This is a genomic window from Thermohahella caldifontis (genome assembly GCF_041153465.1).
Lineage (GTDB): Bacteria > Pseudomonadota > Gammaproteobacteria > Pseudomonadales > Oleiphilaceae > Thermohahella > Thermohahella caldifontis.
Genome location: NZ_CP154858.1, coordinates 2,295,881 through 2,310,385, shown reverse-complemented (window position 1 = coordinate 2,310,385; position 14,505 = coordinate 2,295,881). Strand labels below are relative to the sequence as shown.

The window sequence follows — 14,505 nt, the reverse complement described above, 5'->3', positions numbered from 1 at the left end:
ACGATTCCTATTATTGGTGCGCGCGAAAGATAGGAGAAATTGATTGTTCGGATGATTTCGATAGATTTTTATAATGAATTGACACTATTGAAACCCGCCGATCCATTGTCAGGATCTATCGGACCGGGCTTGCCCGGACTGCGAGCGCCTGAGGGCAGGTTGATAGACCCGTGCCAGCCAGCGATCCAGTACGGCGGCAAAGGCCTGCTTTTCTGCCGGTCCCAGCGTGGAGGGGCCGCCCGTCTGGACACCGCTGGCGCGCAGGGTTTCCATGAAATCCCGCATGGCCAGCTTGCTGCGGATGGTGTCCGGTGACCAGGGTACACCGCGCGGGCTGACGGCTTCGGCACCCTTGGCGAGCAGATCCGAGGCCAGCGGGGTATCCTGGGTGATGACCAGATCCCCCCGGTTCACCCATTCCAGCAAGGCGTTGTCCGCCACGTCAAACCCCTTCTCCACCTGGCGGAAGGTGACATTGGGCAGGGCGGGCACCGGCAGGGGATGGTTGGCCACCAAGGTAACCTGAACACCCGTTCGGCGAGCCGCCTTGAACAGCATTTCACGCATGGGGCGGGGGCAGGCATCCGCATCGACCCAGATCTGTGGCGGGCGTGGAGAAACATCAGACATTCAGCAGGTATCCCTTGAGAAGGTTTGTAATGCTCTCGTTCTATTTGTGACCGGGCACGGGACACTGGCCCGGCAGGCGGCCCTCGCGTTTCAGCCGGCGCCTGACCCAGATGCCGTACAGTGCCGACAGCACATGGCGGATGCCGGGCAGGCCCATGAGGTGACCCAGCCAGCGCCAGCGGGGCACGGCCCCGAGCAGCAGCACATAGGCCGGAATGTCCCGGTGAATCCGGCCCCGGGCATCGCGTACGTGGAGGGCGGTCAGTGCCGCTGCCGGATCGATACCTTCTGCACGGAGGCGCTCTTCCTGTCCGGTGATGTCAAACCAGATCACCTGGCCGGCCTGCTCGCCCAGCCAGCGGGTATAGCGCTCCCGCTCCCGGCGGCAAACCGGACAGGCACCATCATAATAGATGGTCAGCGGGAAGGGGCTCGGTGTGTTCATGGTTTCAGTATACGCCCTTGCCGCGGGGGGATCCATGGAGGCCGGCGCGCTCAGGTCTGTCCCGCGCCGCCCCGTTCCCGCAGCGCGTTCTCGGTATGGGCGAACTCCCCCTGCAGGGTATCGCGGATGCGCACCGCCATGAAATCCGCCACCTTGCGGCCAATGATGGGCAGCGGGCAGCGCAGGGACAGCGTGACCCTGTGCAGCGTCTGGCCCTGGTGGTCTTCCAGTGTCTGGGTGCCCTGCAGTTCCACCGGGATCCCCTTGAGCTCGAAGGCCAGCGTCGTCTGCCAGGTATTGTCCTGCCGGGTCCAGCGTTCGGTCTGGCGTACCGGGTTCCACTCGGCAATGATCTTGCGCAGCATGTGGGGGACTTCAGCCGGCACTTCACGCGCCACCTGAATCACGAGGTCGTCCTCCTGCTGTTCATGCACCAGCATGCGCACATTCCTTGCGCCCATGAAGCGGTGCCGTGCCAGGATGTGGTCGGGGTCGGTCAGTATGCTGAAGACGGCGTCCACCGGATACGGGTACGTATGCTCGCCCGCAATCTGCATCCCTGTCTCCTGTTGTTCTTGTCGTTTTGATATTGATCAGTGCGGACTGAGGCTATCAGGGGGGTGCCCGGAGGGCAAGACTGTGACCGCAGGTGTGAAACCTGGGTCACAGTTCGGGAGCGGTACTCAGGCGCCGCTGAAGGCGTCCAGCAGGGCGTTGGCCCGGTCGTCGGTCAGCCGGAACTTCACCTGGCGACGCTCCCAGTCCACGCCGGCCACCTCGACGGTCACCGTCTGATCCAGCATGTACCGGCGGGTGGCGCTGGTCTGGGTCAGGTAGACCGGATCGAAGCTGAACTTCTCTTCCTCTTCGCCCAGATGCACGAAGCCTTCCACCCCGGTGTTCTCCAGCCGGACCTGGAAGCCTGCGCCGTTCACGTGGACGATCTGTCCGCGGCCCAGCGCACCGATCTGATCGGCCATGTAACGGCACTTGAGCCACTGCTCCGTCTCATTGACGGCCTGGCGTCCGGCGCGCAGGGCATCCTGCAGGTATTCGCAATCCTTGTCCCGCAGTCTGAGCGGCTTCTGGTTGTTCAGAACCGCCTTGATCTGCCGGTGCACCAGCAGATCGTTGTACTTGCGGATGGGCGAGGTGAAGGTCGTGTACAGGGCCAGTCCCATGCCGAAGTGGGGGGCGGCCTCGGTGGACAGGCTGCCGCGCGCCAGAGAGCGGGTGGCAATGCTGCGCAGGGGCAGATCGCTTTCGGCACTGTCCAGTGCCTGCATGAAGGCCCTGAATCCCTTCCAGTCGGTGAGATCGAACGTCTGGTCACCGAGCTGTTCGGTCATGATCCGGGTCATCGCCGCCAGCCGCTCCGGGCGGAAGCCCGAATGGGTCACGAACGGTCCGCTCAGCTTGTGGGTCCGCAGGAACCGGGCCGCACAGCGGTTGGCCGCAATCATGGCCTCTTCCACCAGATTGTGGGCATCCAGACTGTCACGCTTTTCAATATGATCTATGCGGCCCTTCTCATTGAGGATGAGGCGGAAATCCGAGCGATCTTCGGCCACCAGGGCGTTGAGGTCCCGGTACTGGCCGAGCGTCTTGCGCACCGCTTCCAGTGCCCGCAGCGAATCCTGATCCACCCCTTCGCCGCCGTCGGCCATCAGCCCGGCCACGTCGCTGTAGGCCAGCTTGGCCCGCGAGTGGATGGCCGCTTCACGGAGGCTGAAATCGGTGATCTGACCTTCCGGCGAGATATCCAGGGTCATGACCAGCGCCAGCCGGTCTTCCCCGGGCACCAGTGAGCACAGATCGTTGGCCAGCACTTCCGGCAGCATGGGCAGGGTGCGGTCCGGGAAGTACCAGCTGCTGCCCAGGTGCCGGGCGCGCTCGTCCAGCTCGCTGCCGGCCGGCACGAACTCGGCCGGATCGGCAATGGCCACATGCAGCCGCCAGCCGTTGTCCGTGGTTTCTGCGCAGAGGGCGTCATCCATGTCCCGGGTGCTGGCGGAATCAATGGTCACGAAGGGCAGGTGGCGCAGATCCTCGCGCCGGCCCAGCGCCTTCTGAAGGTGTGCGCGCCAGCCGGATTCGAGCTTGTCCAGCCCCTTGGGCTGTTTGACAAAGGCCGCCAGACCATGCTTGCTGAGGGCGTATTCCGTTTCCACATGCGGGGTGTCGTCCCGGCCGATCACGCGCACCACTTCTGCCTGGGGCTTCTGATCTTCAAAGGGATGGCGGGTGATCCGGCAGAGAATGTAATCACCTTCGGTGGCGTCCTTGCGTGCCTTGGGGGGCAGGAAAATGCGGCGGTTGAGCTGCCCCGGATCCGCCTCCACAAAATGGCCCTTGCCGCGGACCACGTAGCGGCCGACGATGTAGCGCAGTTCGGACCTGAGCACCTTCTCGATGGTGGCCGTGTCCCGGTCCCGCTCGTCCTTGCTGAGGACAACCCGCACCCGGTCACCGGGGAAGACCTTGGCCATTTCATCGGGAATGAGGAAGGCCTCGCGGCCGTCATCCAGCACGGCAAAGCCGAAGCGGCCCATGCTGCCCTTGATGGTGGCTTCGTGCCGTGGGTTGGTTTCCTGAATGCCTTGCTTGAGCTGTCGGAGCTGATTGAGCGCGTCTGAATTCAACATAGATGTGGTCGTCGGAGGTGTTCTGAATGAGGGGGCATGATACCCGATTCCGCGGGGCGCCTCACCACCTTTCGGAAAATGTGCGGCAGGTGGAAGATCGGCTGGCCGCGCGGCGTTATAGTATGAAGTTCCAGGGAAAACCGAGTCATTCCAACAAGTATAAAACCGAAGCAAGGGAGAAAACGATATGTCATCCTCACTCAGGCGACTGGCGGTGGGTGCGGCGCTGGCCTGCGCCACCACACTGTCCCAGGCTGCAGAAACCCGTTCGTTCTGTGTCTTTGATCCGCTGGGTGCCTCCGGCCCCCTGTTCAGCGCCATGAAGGACACCAAGGTCAAGGCCCTGTCCTGGGGCTATGATCTGGAAATGAAGGCCTATACCGATGAAAAGGTGGCCTCCGACGATTTCCGCGCCGGTCAGTGCGACATGGTATTGCTGACCGATGTACGGGCACGGGAGTTCAACAAGTTCACCGGCACGCTGGTGGCCGTGGGCGCCATTCCCGGCTATGACGAACTGCGCACCCTGCTGGCCACCCTGGCCACCCCCAAGGCGGAGAAGCTGATGATCAATGGCGACTACGAGGTGGTGGGCATTCTCCCGGCCGGGTCCGTGTACGTGTTCGTGCGCGACAAGTCCATCAACTCCGTGGAAACCATTCAGGGCAAGAAGGTCGCCGCCTTTGATTACGATCCGGCTGCGGTGACCATGGTGCGCCATGTGGGCGCGTCCGTGGTGCCGGCCTCACCGTCCAGCTTTGCGGGCAAGTTCAACAACGGCAGCGTGGATGTGGCCTATGCCCCGGCCGTGGCCTACAAGCCGCTGGAACTGTACAAGGGCACCAAGCCGACAGGCGGGATCTTCAAGTATCCCTTCGCCCAGATGACCTTCCAGATTCTGGCGCATCGCAGCCGCTTTGACCCGAACATGGGCAACCAGGCGCGGGCCTACTTCTACGGCGAATTCGACAAGGCCATGGAGACGGTCCAAAAGGCCGAAGCGGAGATTCCGTCCAGCGAATGGGTCATCCCCAAGCCCGATCAGACGGAAGGCTTTGACAAGATGCTGCGCGAGGTGCGGATCAGCCTCAAGGAACAGGGGGTCTATGATCCCAAGGCCCTGAGCCTGATGCGCAAGGTACGTTGCCAGAAGAATCCGCAGGCTGCGGAGTGCGTGGACGGGCGCGAGTAGCCCGTCACCACCCCATGGAGAACGTGGGGTCCACGAACAGCATGAGGCCGGTATAGGCCGCAAGCATGAGGAAGCTGCTGACGAAGGCCTTGAAGGTCAGACGGTAGCCGGCTTCCTCATCCTTCTGCACAACGAAGCGGTACACGCCCATGAGCGTGATCCCCACCACCAGTGCGGCCACCAGCGCAAACCCGCCGTTGATGATGCTCACGTGTGACATGAACGACTCGCGGGCGTCCCGTGCTTCCGGACTTTCCTGGGGCGTGACCACAAAGGCCCCCGGAATCAGCGGATTGGCCGGCAGTTCGATGGTATGGCGGTAGAAGGGCCAGTAACGCCCGCAGCGGGCCAGCATGGGCTCGTTGGGCGCGGTGGTTTGCCCGGTGGCTCCGAAGAGCGGACCGCCGCAGCGCTGGAATTCGGCGACCAGCTCATCCTTGGTGATGGTGGTGTAATGCCGCTCCGGCGTCACGATGCTCTTGCCGGTCAGATTGAACAGGGTGTACTCCAGCAGGCTGCCGCCATAGGCCAGCCCGGCATAGGCAAACACCAGAAACAGCAGGCGTCGCAACAGGATGCTCTGGCGGCCAGGCGACGTTGCAGGTTCGGTCATGGGTGTCCCTCTTGTGTGATTTTCGCGTTACTTTCCCATGTTTTCGTTCGTGATGCCAGCCAGTTACGACCAATGGCCAGTCGGCCGCGGTGCGGGTGGGGTGTCCTGCCTTTACCCGTGGTGAGGGAGACGGGATAATGCCCCCTCTGATCCATCCGGAGTGCCGGTGTGCGCGGACTGATTCTGACAGGGATACTGTGGTGTCTGGCCTGGCCGGCTGCCGGCCAGCGGCTGGCCTCGGTGAACTGGTGCGCCGACCGCCTGCTGGCGCGCATGGCGCCGGAACAGGTGGTGTCGGTGACCTGGCTGATGGAAACCATGCCCGGCTCCGGTGCGGACCGGGCCCGGCTGCAGCCGGAGGTGCACATCAATCATGGTACGCTGGAAGAACTCCTGGCCATCCGGCCGGATGTGGTGGTGACCGGGCCCTGGGGTACCCCGGCACTCAGCCAGTGGCTGCCCCGCTGGGGCATTGCCGTCTGGCCTCTGGCCGACCCGAAGACGCCGGATGACATGGTCGCCCTGTGGCAGAGTTGGGGTGAACGGCTCCGGGGTCACCCGCCGGCGTGGCTGCCGGCATGGGAAGCGCGGCGCGCGGCGCTGACTGCCCGGGCGCGCGCATTGGCACGGCAGGCCCCGGTCCGGGTACTCTGGGTGACTCCCGGCGGCTGGCTGGAAACGGGAGGGCTGGTGTCGGCCTGGCTGGCCGATCTGGGCTGGGAGGATGCCGCCCTCACTGTTTATGGGCCCGGCTGGCACAAGCTGGATTTGGAAGCGGCGGCACGCATGGAGGTCTCCCTGCGGGTGTCGGCAGAGAATGCCTGGCCCCGTCCCGCGCTGGCCACGGCCTGGCTCGAACACCCGGTGCTGAAGCGTGCCGGGCAGGTCCCTTACGTGCGGCTGCCGGCCGGCACCACCGGCTGCCCGCTGCCGGAATGGCTGGATGCGCTGGAGCGCCTGATAGACGTGGTGGAGAAACAACGTGGATAACGCCCGCCGGATCCTGTGGGGACTCGTGCCTCTGCTGGCTGTGCTCATGGGTCTGAGCCTGTTGCTCAGCCGCTTTGCCGGATTGCACTGGCCGGACACCCCGCTCGACTGGCAGCTGGTCACCGATCTGCGGTTGCCGCGCACGCTGCTGGCGGTGCTGGCCGGTGCGGCGCTGGGCATGAGCGGCGCGGCCCTGCAGGGCCTGTTGCGCAACCCGCTGGCGGATCCGGGCGTGCTGGGCATTTCCGGCAGCGCGGTGCTGGGTGCGGTGGTGGTGATGTATTTTGGCGTGAGTTCCGTGCTCTCCGTCTGGGTGCCGCTGGCGGGCATGGGCAGCGCGCTGCTGGCCCTGGTGGTGGTGCTGGCCCTGGTGGGGCGTCGCCCGGACGCCCTCTGGATCATTCTGGCCGGAGCGGCCATCAACGCCCTGACGGCTGCCCTGCTGACACTGGCCCTGAACCTGGCACCGAATCCCTTTGCAGTGCAGGACGTGGTGTTCTGGATGATGGGCGGGTTTGACAACCGTACCCTGACCCACGCACTGATGGTGGTGCTGCCGGTCGTGGCCGGCATGACGCTGATGTGGCGTCAGGCGCGGGCGCTGGACGTGCTGACGCTGGGGCCGGAGGCCGCCCATTCCCTGGGGGTGGACGTGGTGCGGGTGCAGCGTCATGTGGTGGTGGGCACGGCGCTGGCGGTGGGCGCCGTGGTGAGCGTGTGCGGTGGCATCGGCTTCGTCGGCCTGGTGGTGCCCCATCTCGTGCGTCCTCTGGTGGGCTGGAAACCGGGAGCCACCCTCTGGCCTTCGGCGCTGGCAGGCGCGGGACTGACCCTGCTGGCGGATCTGGTGGTCAGAGCCCTGCCTCTGGCCACCGAGCTCAAGGTCGGCGTGGTGACCGCACTGATCGGCACGCCATTCTTCCTCTGGCTCATTCTGCGCGGACGGGGGCGGTGGACAGGATGAAGCTGACCGCAAGGCATCTCAGTGTTCGCCGGGGCAACCGGCAGTGCCTGGACGGGGTGGATGTGGCGCTTCGACAGGGTGAACTGGTGGCAGTGCTGGGGGCCAACGGCGCCGGCAAGAGCACTCTGCTGCAGGTGCTGGGTGGCGCACTGGTGCCGGAATCCGGAGCGGTATATCTGGGAGATCGCCCGGTCACAGAACTGGACCGGCTGGCCCGGGCGCGTCAACTGGCCTGGCTTCCCCAGCAGGCGCAGGTGCACTGGCCGGTGCGCGTGCGCGAGCTGGTGGCATTGGGGCGTTATCCGCACGGAGAGCCTGAAGCGGTGGCTCTGTCCCATCCTGCGGTGGAGGCGGCACTGGCCCTGACGGACGCCCGGCACCTGGCGGACCGGGACGCCATGAGCCTCTCCGGCGGCGAGACCGTTCGGGTGCTGCTGGCCCGTGCGCTGGCAGTGGATGCCCCCTTTCTGCTGGCCGATGAGCCGCTGGCGGGGCTGGACCCGGCCCACCAGCTTGACGTGCTGAAACGCCTCAGACGCTGGTGTGCTGCCGCTCACGGCGCGATTGTGGTGATGCACGATGTGGCGCTGGCCATGCGCTTTGCCGACCGGGTCTGGGTGCTCCATGACGGGCGTCTGCTGGCGGATGGTGCGCCCCGGGAGGTGCTGACCGATGCAGTGCTGGAACAGGCACTGGCCATTCGGGTATTGCGGGGCGAGGCACAGGGTCAGCCCTGGGTGTTGCCCTGGGATGAGGTGACGGGCCCGTGAAACCCGGACGCCTGGTGTGGGCAGCCATCGGGCTCTCACTGGCGCTGCACGCTGCCGTGCTCGGCATCTTGCCGCCGTTGTACCCCGAACGCTGGGGCGAGCAGGGGGCGGACGTCCTGTCGGTCACTCTGGATAGGGTGGGCGGGCATCCGGCCCCGGATCAGCCGGCGCAGGAAACCGCTCCGCAGCCGGATGCCAGCGCACCGCAGCGTGCCGACGCCGAGCGTCCGGAGACAGCACGCCCGGTCGAGGCAGAGGCCACAAAATCTGCGAAGGTACCCCCGGCATCCTTGCCCGTGGAGACGACCAGACCGATACCGCTGGCGCCGCGGAAAGCGCCCCTGCCACCGGAACCCCGGACGCCCGCAGCCCCGCCACCGTTAGCGGATACGCTGCAGGATTCCGCTTCGGAGCCGCCTGCGCAAAGGACAGATTCGGTTGAGAACACGGTGCCGGTCTCACCGGGCAGGCCTGAAATGCCATCACCAGCCCCTGACACTTCAGCCGGTGAGGCGACGGAAAAGACGAAAACCAACCGTGCCTCCGAATCTGCGGTGTCGCAGCCGCCGCGGTACCGTCTCGGACACGGACAGACCCCGGCACCCCCATACCCCTATCTGGCAAGGCGCATGGGCTGGGAAGGGCGTGTGGAGATTGCACTGCGGGTGGACGGCCAGGGCAACCCCCTGGATGCCCGCATCGTGAACAGTTCGGGCTACCCCGTACTGGATCAGGCGGCACTGAAGACGCTGAAACAATGGAAGCTGGCCCCCTCTCCGGCCGGAGAGGAGACCCTGACGATTGGTATCGAGTTCAGGCTGCGTTGACGTTTATGCGTGTACGGGTTGCCGACGCAGCCTGTTCACGGATCACGCCTTGCTGCGACGACGCAGACCCATGCCGGCGAGGCCCAGACCGAGCAGTGCCAGTGTGGCCGGCTCCGGTACGCTGACATTCGTGGCTTGGTCAACGTTCAGGATGTGAAATTCATAATAGGGGCTGCGGCCGGAGAAATTTCCCCCCGGAAATTGGGGTTGCTGTCATATCTGAAGCCATCCGACAGATGTGTACCGTTGGCGAAATTGCTGTACTGGGCGATGCTTGCGGTGTACGTGCCGGCATCCAGCGCAATTGTGAAGTAGCTGTCCCACACTCCATAATCGTAAGAGACACCGTTTGAAACGGTTGATCCGGTGAGTCCACCATCATCTTGCTGCTCAATCCGGTTACCCGCGCTGTCCCAGATGGCCAGGATCGGATCGAAACCCCCGTCATCCCAGGAACTTGAAAAGATGGTGACGCTGCTTGCGGTATTGACCGTAAAGTTCAGCAACACCACATCGTTGTCCTTGGTGAATGTCCCGCTGAAATCAAAATCCATGGGGACGGCGTTGGCCTGCATGCTGGCTGCGAGGGTTGCAGCGCACAGGGTCATCATTCCTTTTTTCATTCCACTGCTCCATTGATATGCGATTGGGTTATGATGAATCCGGCAACAAGCATAAAATATGCCGCTACCATAAAAACGTTTTTAAACAATGATCTGTTTGCATTGTTTTGCCCGAAACAGTACCCGGGTGCAAAATTTCATGACACAACGCGTGACGAGCTGTCAGATCGGGTGATCTCAGATTCAATTGGCGGGATGATTTTGTGATTCAGATCGCAGAAGGTGCTGGCTGCGGTTAACAAATAGCCGGATCATCAGAGTGATTATGATCCGGCATGTGTCAAATATGCTGACGTCAGGCCGCGTGCACGGCCAGACGCCTTGACCACTCCGCATAGGGTCCGGCGGGCACCCGGAGGTGGGCCGGGTGATAGCCCGGACGGAAATAGTGCACCATGTCCGGCACCGCAGACGTCAGCACCCCCTGAAGGCCAAACAGCCATTTCCGATACTGCCAGATCAGGGTGGGAGACCATTGCCCCTCCGCCTGAAGCATCATGCGCTGCAGGCGGAAGGCGCCACGCCAGAAGTACGCCCACATGAAGGCGTAATGGGCGGTGCGGTGCACATAGCGTCCGGGCGCCACGGTCTGCAGCACGTCGTAGGCCACATCCCGGTGCTCCAGCTCCTCGATGGCATGCCAGTGGAACAGATCCCGCATCACCGGATGGGCACCGGCCCAGTACTCCGGATGCGTCAGGATGCTGCGTCCCAGTACCGCGGTGAGGTGTTCCGCCCCACAGGTCAGTGCCAGTGACGCCAGCGGGCCGAGCTGATTCCACAGACTGTCCAGACGGCTGCGCAGCTCGGCAAGCATGTCGTCCACCGGCAGTCCCTGTGCCTTCAGGCGTGCATTGTACTGTTCGTGCTGGCAGCCGTGCTGGGCTTCCTGATAAATGAAGTCGGCCACCCGCGCCTGCAGGGACGGGTCCTCAATCTGATCCCGGAAGTGGCGTACACTGCGGATGAAGAAACGTTCCCCATCCGGAAACAGCAGGGACATGGCATCCAGCAGACGAGTCTTGAACGGGTCGTTGTCCAGCCAGTAGCGGGGCACCGTGCTCAGATCAAACTCCGGCCGGCGGCGGACGGTGGGCAGTGAAGACATGGCAGCCTCCTCCTTGTTGTTGTGATGATCTCAGCGTACAGGAGGCCGCCCGTGCCCGACAGGAACCGGGCAGACGAAAGGGAACACTTTACGACAAATGGCGCGACAGCCATTCGCGGGGGGAGTGGCCGGTCCAGCGTCTGAACGCACGGGTCAGACAGCGGCGGTCGGCAAAACCCAGGCGCAGGGCAATGTCTTCCAGATCCTGGCGCTGGCGCAGCCAGATCAGTGTCCAGTGAAAGCGCACCTCATCCACCAGGGCCGTCCAGCTCTGGCCTTCGGCAGCCAGACGGCGCTGCAGGGTGCGTGGATGCAGGCCCAGACTTTCTGCCATGGCGTCCGCATTGAGGGCGAGACGGGAGTGATCCGCGTGCAGTAGTGCGCGCAGGCGGTCGCTGACGGGCGTGTCGGAATCCGCCAGCATGCGCTCCAGGATGAGATGCTCTGCCGTCTGGTTCAGCTCGGCGGACGCATTGGGCAGGGGACGATCCAGCCACTCGGCCGGCCCCCGGATGCCGGTGAAGCCGGCACCGAACTCGCAGGGGGCCTGGAGCAGGGCCGTGTAGCGTTCGGCGTGGGCCGGTCTGCGGTGGCGAAAATACAGGGTGACCGGCAACTGTTGCTGTGCGGTCAGCGTACGGAGGATGCGTGTCACCGCGGCCAGAATGGCTTCATCCGCGTGCATGGACGGGGCCTGATTCACGGGGGGCACCACGGTCATGACGGCCCAGCCATCCACTTCTTCAAGGGTCAGGATCAGGTTGCTGTCCAGCAGCCGGTTGACCCAGTGCAGGGCGCGTGCGGCCTGCCGCAGGCTTTCGCAGGTGAGCAGGAAAGTATCCATGTCCGGCAGGAAGTCGAACACGAAATTGCGCCCGAAGTGCAGGGCAAAGTCCGCCTGTCCCGGCTGGCTGCAGAGCTGTGCGAGGATCTGGTCAATCCCGTTCACGGGCTGGCTGAGCAGCGCCGAGGCATGAGCCCCGGTCTGGGCGGCCGTGCGGAGCAGGCAGGGGAGCAGGGGGTGCCAGTGCGCAGACATGGTCAGTGACCGAAGCCGGTATCCTGGGCGGCGTCATGTTTGGCGCGCATCATCCGCACATGGGGAACATAGAGCAGCTCAGCGGCCCGGCGGATGAAGTGCTCCTCGTACCGGTCCAGTGTGCCGTCCGCAAAGGCCAGGCACCACATCTGATAGATCAGATACACTTTCTGATCTTCGTCGCAGCGGCTGTTGATGACGGAAGTGAGCTCGTAGAGGGAGGTGGCACGCTCCGCGTCATCACGGGCATCTTCCAGCGTGCGCCGGGTCTCCTCCTCCGTCAGCCCGAAATGGCGACGGATATACTCCTGAATGACCGTTTCCTCGGCCGCGTCCAGATTCTGGTCAATGGCAGCCAGTTGCAGCATGAGCGCCGCGCACAGTCGCTCCAGAGCCGGCTCGGGCACCGGGCCCTTGCCCTCCCGGAAGGTGGCAACGAGATCTTTGAGCAGTTCGATCATGGTCTTCTCCGGATAAACGCCTGTCCATGGAAGCACCCAAACCCGTCAAGTTCAAGTCCCCGGCTCACATCTTTCAGACACTTCATCCGGGAAGCCGGTCGCGGTGTTCCAAGGGGCCCCGAATCAGATTTTGCGACCGGCAGAGATCTCGTCAATCCGGTCCATGTCCACCAGGTTCCAGGGCATATCCTTGTTGCGATAGACCCGCTTGCCGGCATGGGGATAGTCGCCCACATCATGACCCAGACGTTGCCCGGCCACGATGCACCGCAGCACCGCAGTGCCGGTGTTCTTCAGCGTGTGTGCCTCGCCGCCCGCCCGGTAGCCGATAAAGTCGCCTGCCTTCACGGCAAAGGTCTGGTCGCCGATCACCGCTTCGGCCGTACCCTCAAGGATGTACACGCACTCATCCTCATGATAGTGCTTGTGAAACTCCGTGGACTCATGTCCCGGCTGCACTTCAATGATATGAAAACCGATACCGGTCAGGCCGGCCAGATCGCCGAGGGACTTGTTGACCCTTCTGGCATTCGGATTCAGAAAGTGGGTTTTGTCGAGACCTTCAAAGGCCTCGATCTCTTCCTTTGTGATCAGATAGCGGTCCATTGCGTGTTCCTCGCTGATTTATCGGCTCCGGGAACCGTTGTGGTCTCGGGGTGGATCAGTCCAGTCTGGTCAATTTCCCACCAGAAAGGGTGGATTTCAAGCCTGGAATACGACTGCCTTGGCCTTGATGACAGGTGTGGCTGTTAATAGGGTCAAGGTATGAACTTGACCGCTTTGGTAGGTTAAAGCGTTACACAACCTTTTGCGTTGTGTACTAACCCTAAAAAAATACGACAACTCAGGAGTCTGCAAATGGGAAGTTTATCCCGGTTTTCGGTACGGGTTCTGTCATGCATGGTGGCTGCAAGCGCGGCAGCAACGTTTGTGCATGCCAGTATGGGTAACCTGGGGACCACTTATGGCGTCATGCCGGTGGATGTGGCTACCGCACAATCACTATCCATGTTCAATAACCAGGTTTCGGTCACATACTATAATCCGGCGTCACTGACGCGCGACGAACGCGGTGAATTGACAACCGGCCTGCTGCATGCGGAACAAGAGTTGAGAGTGGTCAACCCCAATGCAGATGGAGACATACTCTCGAATACTCCCAGTCAGCACGTTCTGATCGGCATGAAGACTAACCTGAGCTCACTGACAAAGCTGGGGCACCCGTTATATCTCGGTTTTATTGCAGGCGTTGAAAAATACGGAAAGGAAATGCTGGCTTTCCGTTCTGAAACGACGGAATCCGGTCAGTTTCTGGAGTACGGGCGGGAACCGCTGTTTCTGAACATCGGTGCCGCGACGCCGGTTTGGCGTGGTCTGTCACTGGGGGCGTCTTTCCGGGTGACACTGAATGCCACGGCACATCTGGATGCTGTTTCCACGCTGGGTGGAAAAACGAGTCGGGAGCGGCTGTCTGTTTCTGCCAACCCTTCACCCAAGGCCATCCTCGGGCTGACCGCAGATTTGGGTAAAACCCTGTGCCCGGACAGTGAGTGCCTGTTCAGCGGATGGGAAGCCGGGCTTGTGTACAGAACGAAATCCACCGCCAGAACCACCATTGATTCCAACGTAGTGGTTGTGCAGACGATTCCCGAGCCAGGTCTGAACCTGGCTGTCACCACCATAGACTCGTTTCAGCCGGAAACGTTCGGTCTGGGCCTCCAGTACCAGGGAAATGGCTGGCGGATCGGGGGCAGTCTGGAGCAGCAGAACTGGTCTGAGCTGGAAAATGAGTTTGCCCGCGATTCGATCAAGGATCAGGACTCTGTTTCTCCCCGAACCGCATTCAGTTCAGGGATATTGTGATTCCCAGGCTCGGTGGTGAGTATCAGCTGAACGAGAATTTTGCTGTTCGCGGTGGTGTGGCCTATGAGCAGTCGCCACTGAAAACCACGCGCAACCCTGAAATCAACTACCTGGATACCGATAAGCTCGTTGTGGGTCTGGGGGTCAGTGCCACTTATACCCAAACCCGCTGGCTTGCCTATCCGGTACGCATGGATCTTGGATACCAGTACCAGCAACTCAGCAAGCGGGATTTCACCCTGGTGGATCATGATGGCAACGAGACGCCCGTGACGGCAGAGGGTGATGTTCATGTCCTCAGCGGTTCCGTCACGTTGAAATTCTGAGGGAGCAGA

At 62.7% G+C, this 14,505-nt stretch carries 18 protein-coding genes; 7 read left to right on the top strand and 11 right to left on the bottom strand.

Annotated features, from left to right (window positions below; translation table 11 throughout):
• Positions 1-108 precede the first annotated feature (108 nt).
• The 4 genes from AAIA72_RS11210 to AAIA72_RS11195 form a co-directional block, all read right to left on the bottom strand.
• Complete coding sequence (locus AAIA72_RS11210) at positions 109-630, bottom strand: YaiI/YqxD family protein (RefSeq protein WP_369600402.1); 522 nt, start codon at positions 628-630, stop codon at positions 109-111.
• A gap of 40 nt (positions 631-670) precedes the next feature.
• On the bottom strand, positions 671-1,075 hold the full coding sequence (locus AAIA72_RS11205; RefSeq protein ID WP_369600401.1) for a thiol-disulfide oxidoreductase DCC family protein: 405 nt from the start codon (positions 1,073-1,075) through the stop codon (positions 671-673).
• 50 nt (positions 1,076-1,125) lie between these two features.
• Entirely contained in the window at positions 1,126-1,632 is a 507-nt protein-coding gene (locus tag AAIA72_RS11200; RefSeq protein ID WP_369600400.1) for a DUF2505 domain-containing protein, read from the bottom strand.
• Between the two features lie 126 nt (positions 1,633-1,758).
• Positions 1,759-3,720 carry a ribonuclease R family protein gene (locus AAIA72_RS11195; RefSeq protein WP_369600399.1) on the bottom strand — a complete coding sequence of 654 codons (1,962 nt, stop codon included), beginning with the start codon at positions 3,718-3,720 and terminating at the stop codon, positions 1,759-1,761.
• 187 nt (positions 3,721-3,907) lie between these two features.
• Here AAIA72_RS11195 and AAIA72_RS11190 point away from each other — a divergent pair, with 187 nt between their 5' ends.
• Positions 3,908-4,912 (top strand): putative solute-binding protein, encoded by a 1,005-nt coding sequence (locus AAIA72_RS11190; RefSeq protein ID WP_369600398.1) that lies wholly within the window; start codon positions 3,908-3,910, stop codon positions 4,910-4,912.
• A 4-nt stretch (positions 4,913-4,916) separates the two neighbouring features.
• Here the strand turns inward: AAIA72_RS11190 and AAIA72_RS11185 are convergent, their stop codons facing one another.
• Entirely contained in the window at positions 4,917-5,525 is a 609-nt protein-coding gene (locus AAIA72_RS11185) for a hypothetical protein (protein ID WP_369600397.1), read from the bottom strand.
• A gap of 168 nt (positions 5,526-5,693) precedes the next feature.
• Here AAIA72_RS11185 and AAIA72_RS11180 point away from each other — a divergent pair, with 168 nt between their 5' ends.
• The 4 genes from AAIA72_RS11180 to AAIA72_RS11165 are packed head-to-tail and all read left to right on the top strand — an operon-like array spanning position 5,694 to position 9,076.
• Positions 5,694-6,515 carry a hypothetical protein gene (locus AAIA72_RS11180; protein WP_369600396.1) on the top strand — a complete coding sequence of 274 codons (822 nt, stop codon included), beginning with the start codon at positions 5,694-5,696 and terminating at the stop codon, positions 6,513-6,515.
• Entirely contained in the window at positions 6,508-7,479 is a 972-nt protein-coding gene (locus tag AAIA72_RS11175) for a FecCD family ABC transporter permease (protein ID WP_369600395.1), read from the top strand. Before AAIA72_RS11180 ends, AAIA72_RS11175 begins: the two co-directional genes overlap by 8 nt.
• The gene (locus AAIA72_RS11170) at positions 7,476-8,249 is read left to right on the top strand and encodes an ABC transporter ATP-binding protein (protein WP_369600394.1); all 774 of its coding nucleotides are present in this window, start codon (positions 7,476-7,478) and stop codon (positions 8,247-8,249) included. The genes AAIA72_RS11175 and AAIA72_RS11170 overlap by 4 nt, the downstream gene beginning before the upstream one ends.
• Positions 8,246-9,076: an energy transducer TonB gene (locus AAIA72_RS11165; RefSeq protein WP_369600393.1), complete on the top strand. Its 831-nt coding sequence runs from the start codon at positions 8,246-8,248 to the stop codon at positions 9,074-9,076. The genes AAIA72_RS11170 and AAIA72_RS11165 overlap by 4 nt, the downstream gene beginning before the upstream one ends.
• Positions 9,077-9,118: 42 nt before the next feature.
• Here AAIA72_RS11165 and AAIA72_RS11160 read toward each other — a convergent pair whose 3' ends face one another.
• The 6 genes from AAIA72_RS11160 to AAIA72_RS11135 form a co-directional block, all read right to left on the bottom strand.
• Entirely contained in the window at positions 9,119-9,226 is a 108-nt protein-coding gene (locus AAIA72_RS11160) for a PEP-CTERM sorting domain-containing protein (protein ID WP_369603002.1), read from the bottom strand.
• Positions 9,223-9,699, bottom strand: coding sequence for a DVUA0089 family protein (locus AAIA72_RS11155; RefSeq protein WP_369600392.1), 477 nt, complete (start codon positions 9,697-9,699; stop codon positions 9,223-9,225). Before AAIA72_RS11155 ends, AAIA72_RS11160 begins: the two co-directional genes overlap by 4 nt.
• 295 nt (positions 9,700-9,994) lie before the next feature.
• Entirely contained in the window at positions 9,995-10,807 is an 813-nt protein-coding gene (locus AAIA72_RS11150; RefSeq protein WP_369600391.1) for a metal-dependent hydrolase, read from the bottom strand.
• A gap of 88 nt (positions 10,808-10,895) precedes the next feature.
• Positions 10,896-11,846 carry an AraC family transcriptional regulator ligand-binding domain-containing protein gene (locus AAIA72_RS11145; RefSeq protein ID WP_369600390.1) on the bottom strand — a complete coding sequence of 317 codons (951 nt, stop codon included), beginning with the start codon at positions 11,844-11,846 and terminating at the stop codon, positions 10,896-10,898.
• Between the two features lie 2 nt (positions 11,847-11,848).
• Complete coding sequence (locus AAIA72_RS11140) at positions 11,849-12,307, bottom strand: TerB family tellurite resistance protein (RefSeq protein ID WP_369600389.1); 459 nt, start codon at positions 12,305-12,307, stop codon at positions 11,849-11,851.
• A 123-nt stretch (positions 12,308-12,430) separates the two neighbouring features.
• Complete coding sequence (locus tag AAIA72_RS11135; RefSeq protein WP_369600388.1) at positions 12,431-12,913, bottom strand: cupin domain-containing protein; 483 nt, start codon at positions 12,911-12,913, stop codon at positions 12,431-12,433.
• Positions 12,914-13,165: 252 nt separating this feature from the next.
• On the opposite strand from AAIA72_RS11135, the gene AAIA72_RS11130 reads away from it, so the two are divergent.
• Together AAIA72_RS11130 and AAIA72_RS11125 are read left to right on the top strand one after the other, a co-directional pair.
• Positions 13,166-14,170 (top strand): aromatic hydrocarbon degradation protein, encoded by a 1,005-nt coding sequence (locus AAIA72_RS11130; protein ID WP_369600387.1) that lies wholly within the window; start codon positions 13,166-13,168, stop codon positions 14,168-14,170.
• Positions 14,167-14,496, top strand: a complete 330-nt coding sequence (locus tag AAIA72_RS11125) for an outer membrane protein transport protein (protein ID WP_369600386.1) — start codon at positions 14,167-14,169, stop codon at positions 14,494-14,496. The genes AAIA72_RS11130 and AAIA72_RS11125 overlap by 4 nt, the downstream gene beginning before the upstream one ends.
• Positions 14,497-14,505 lie beyond the last annotated feature (9 nt).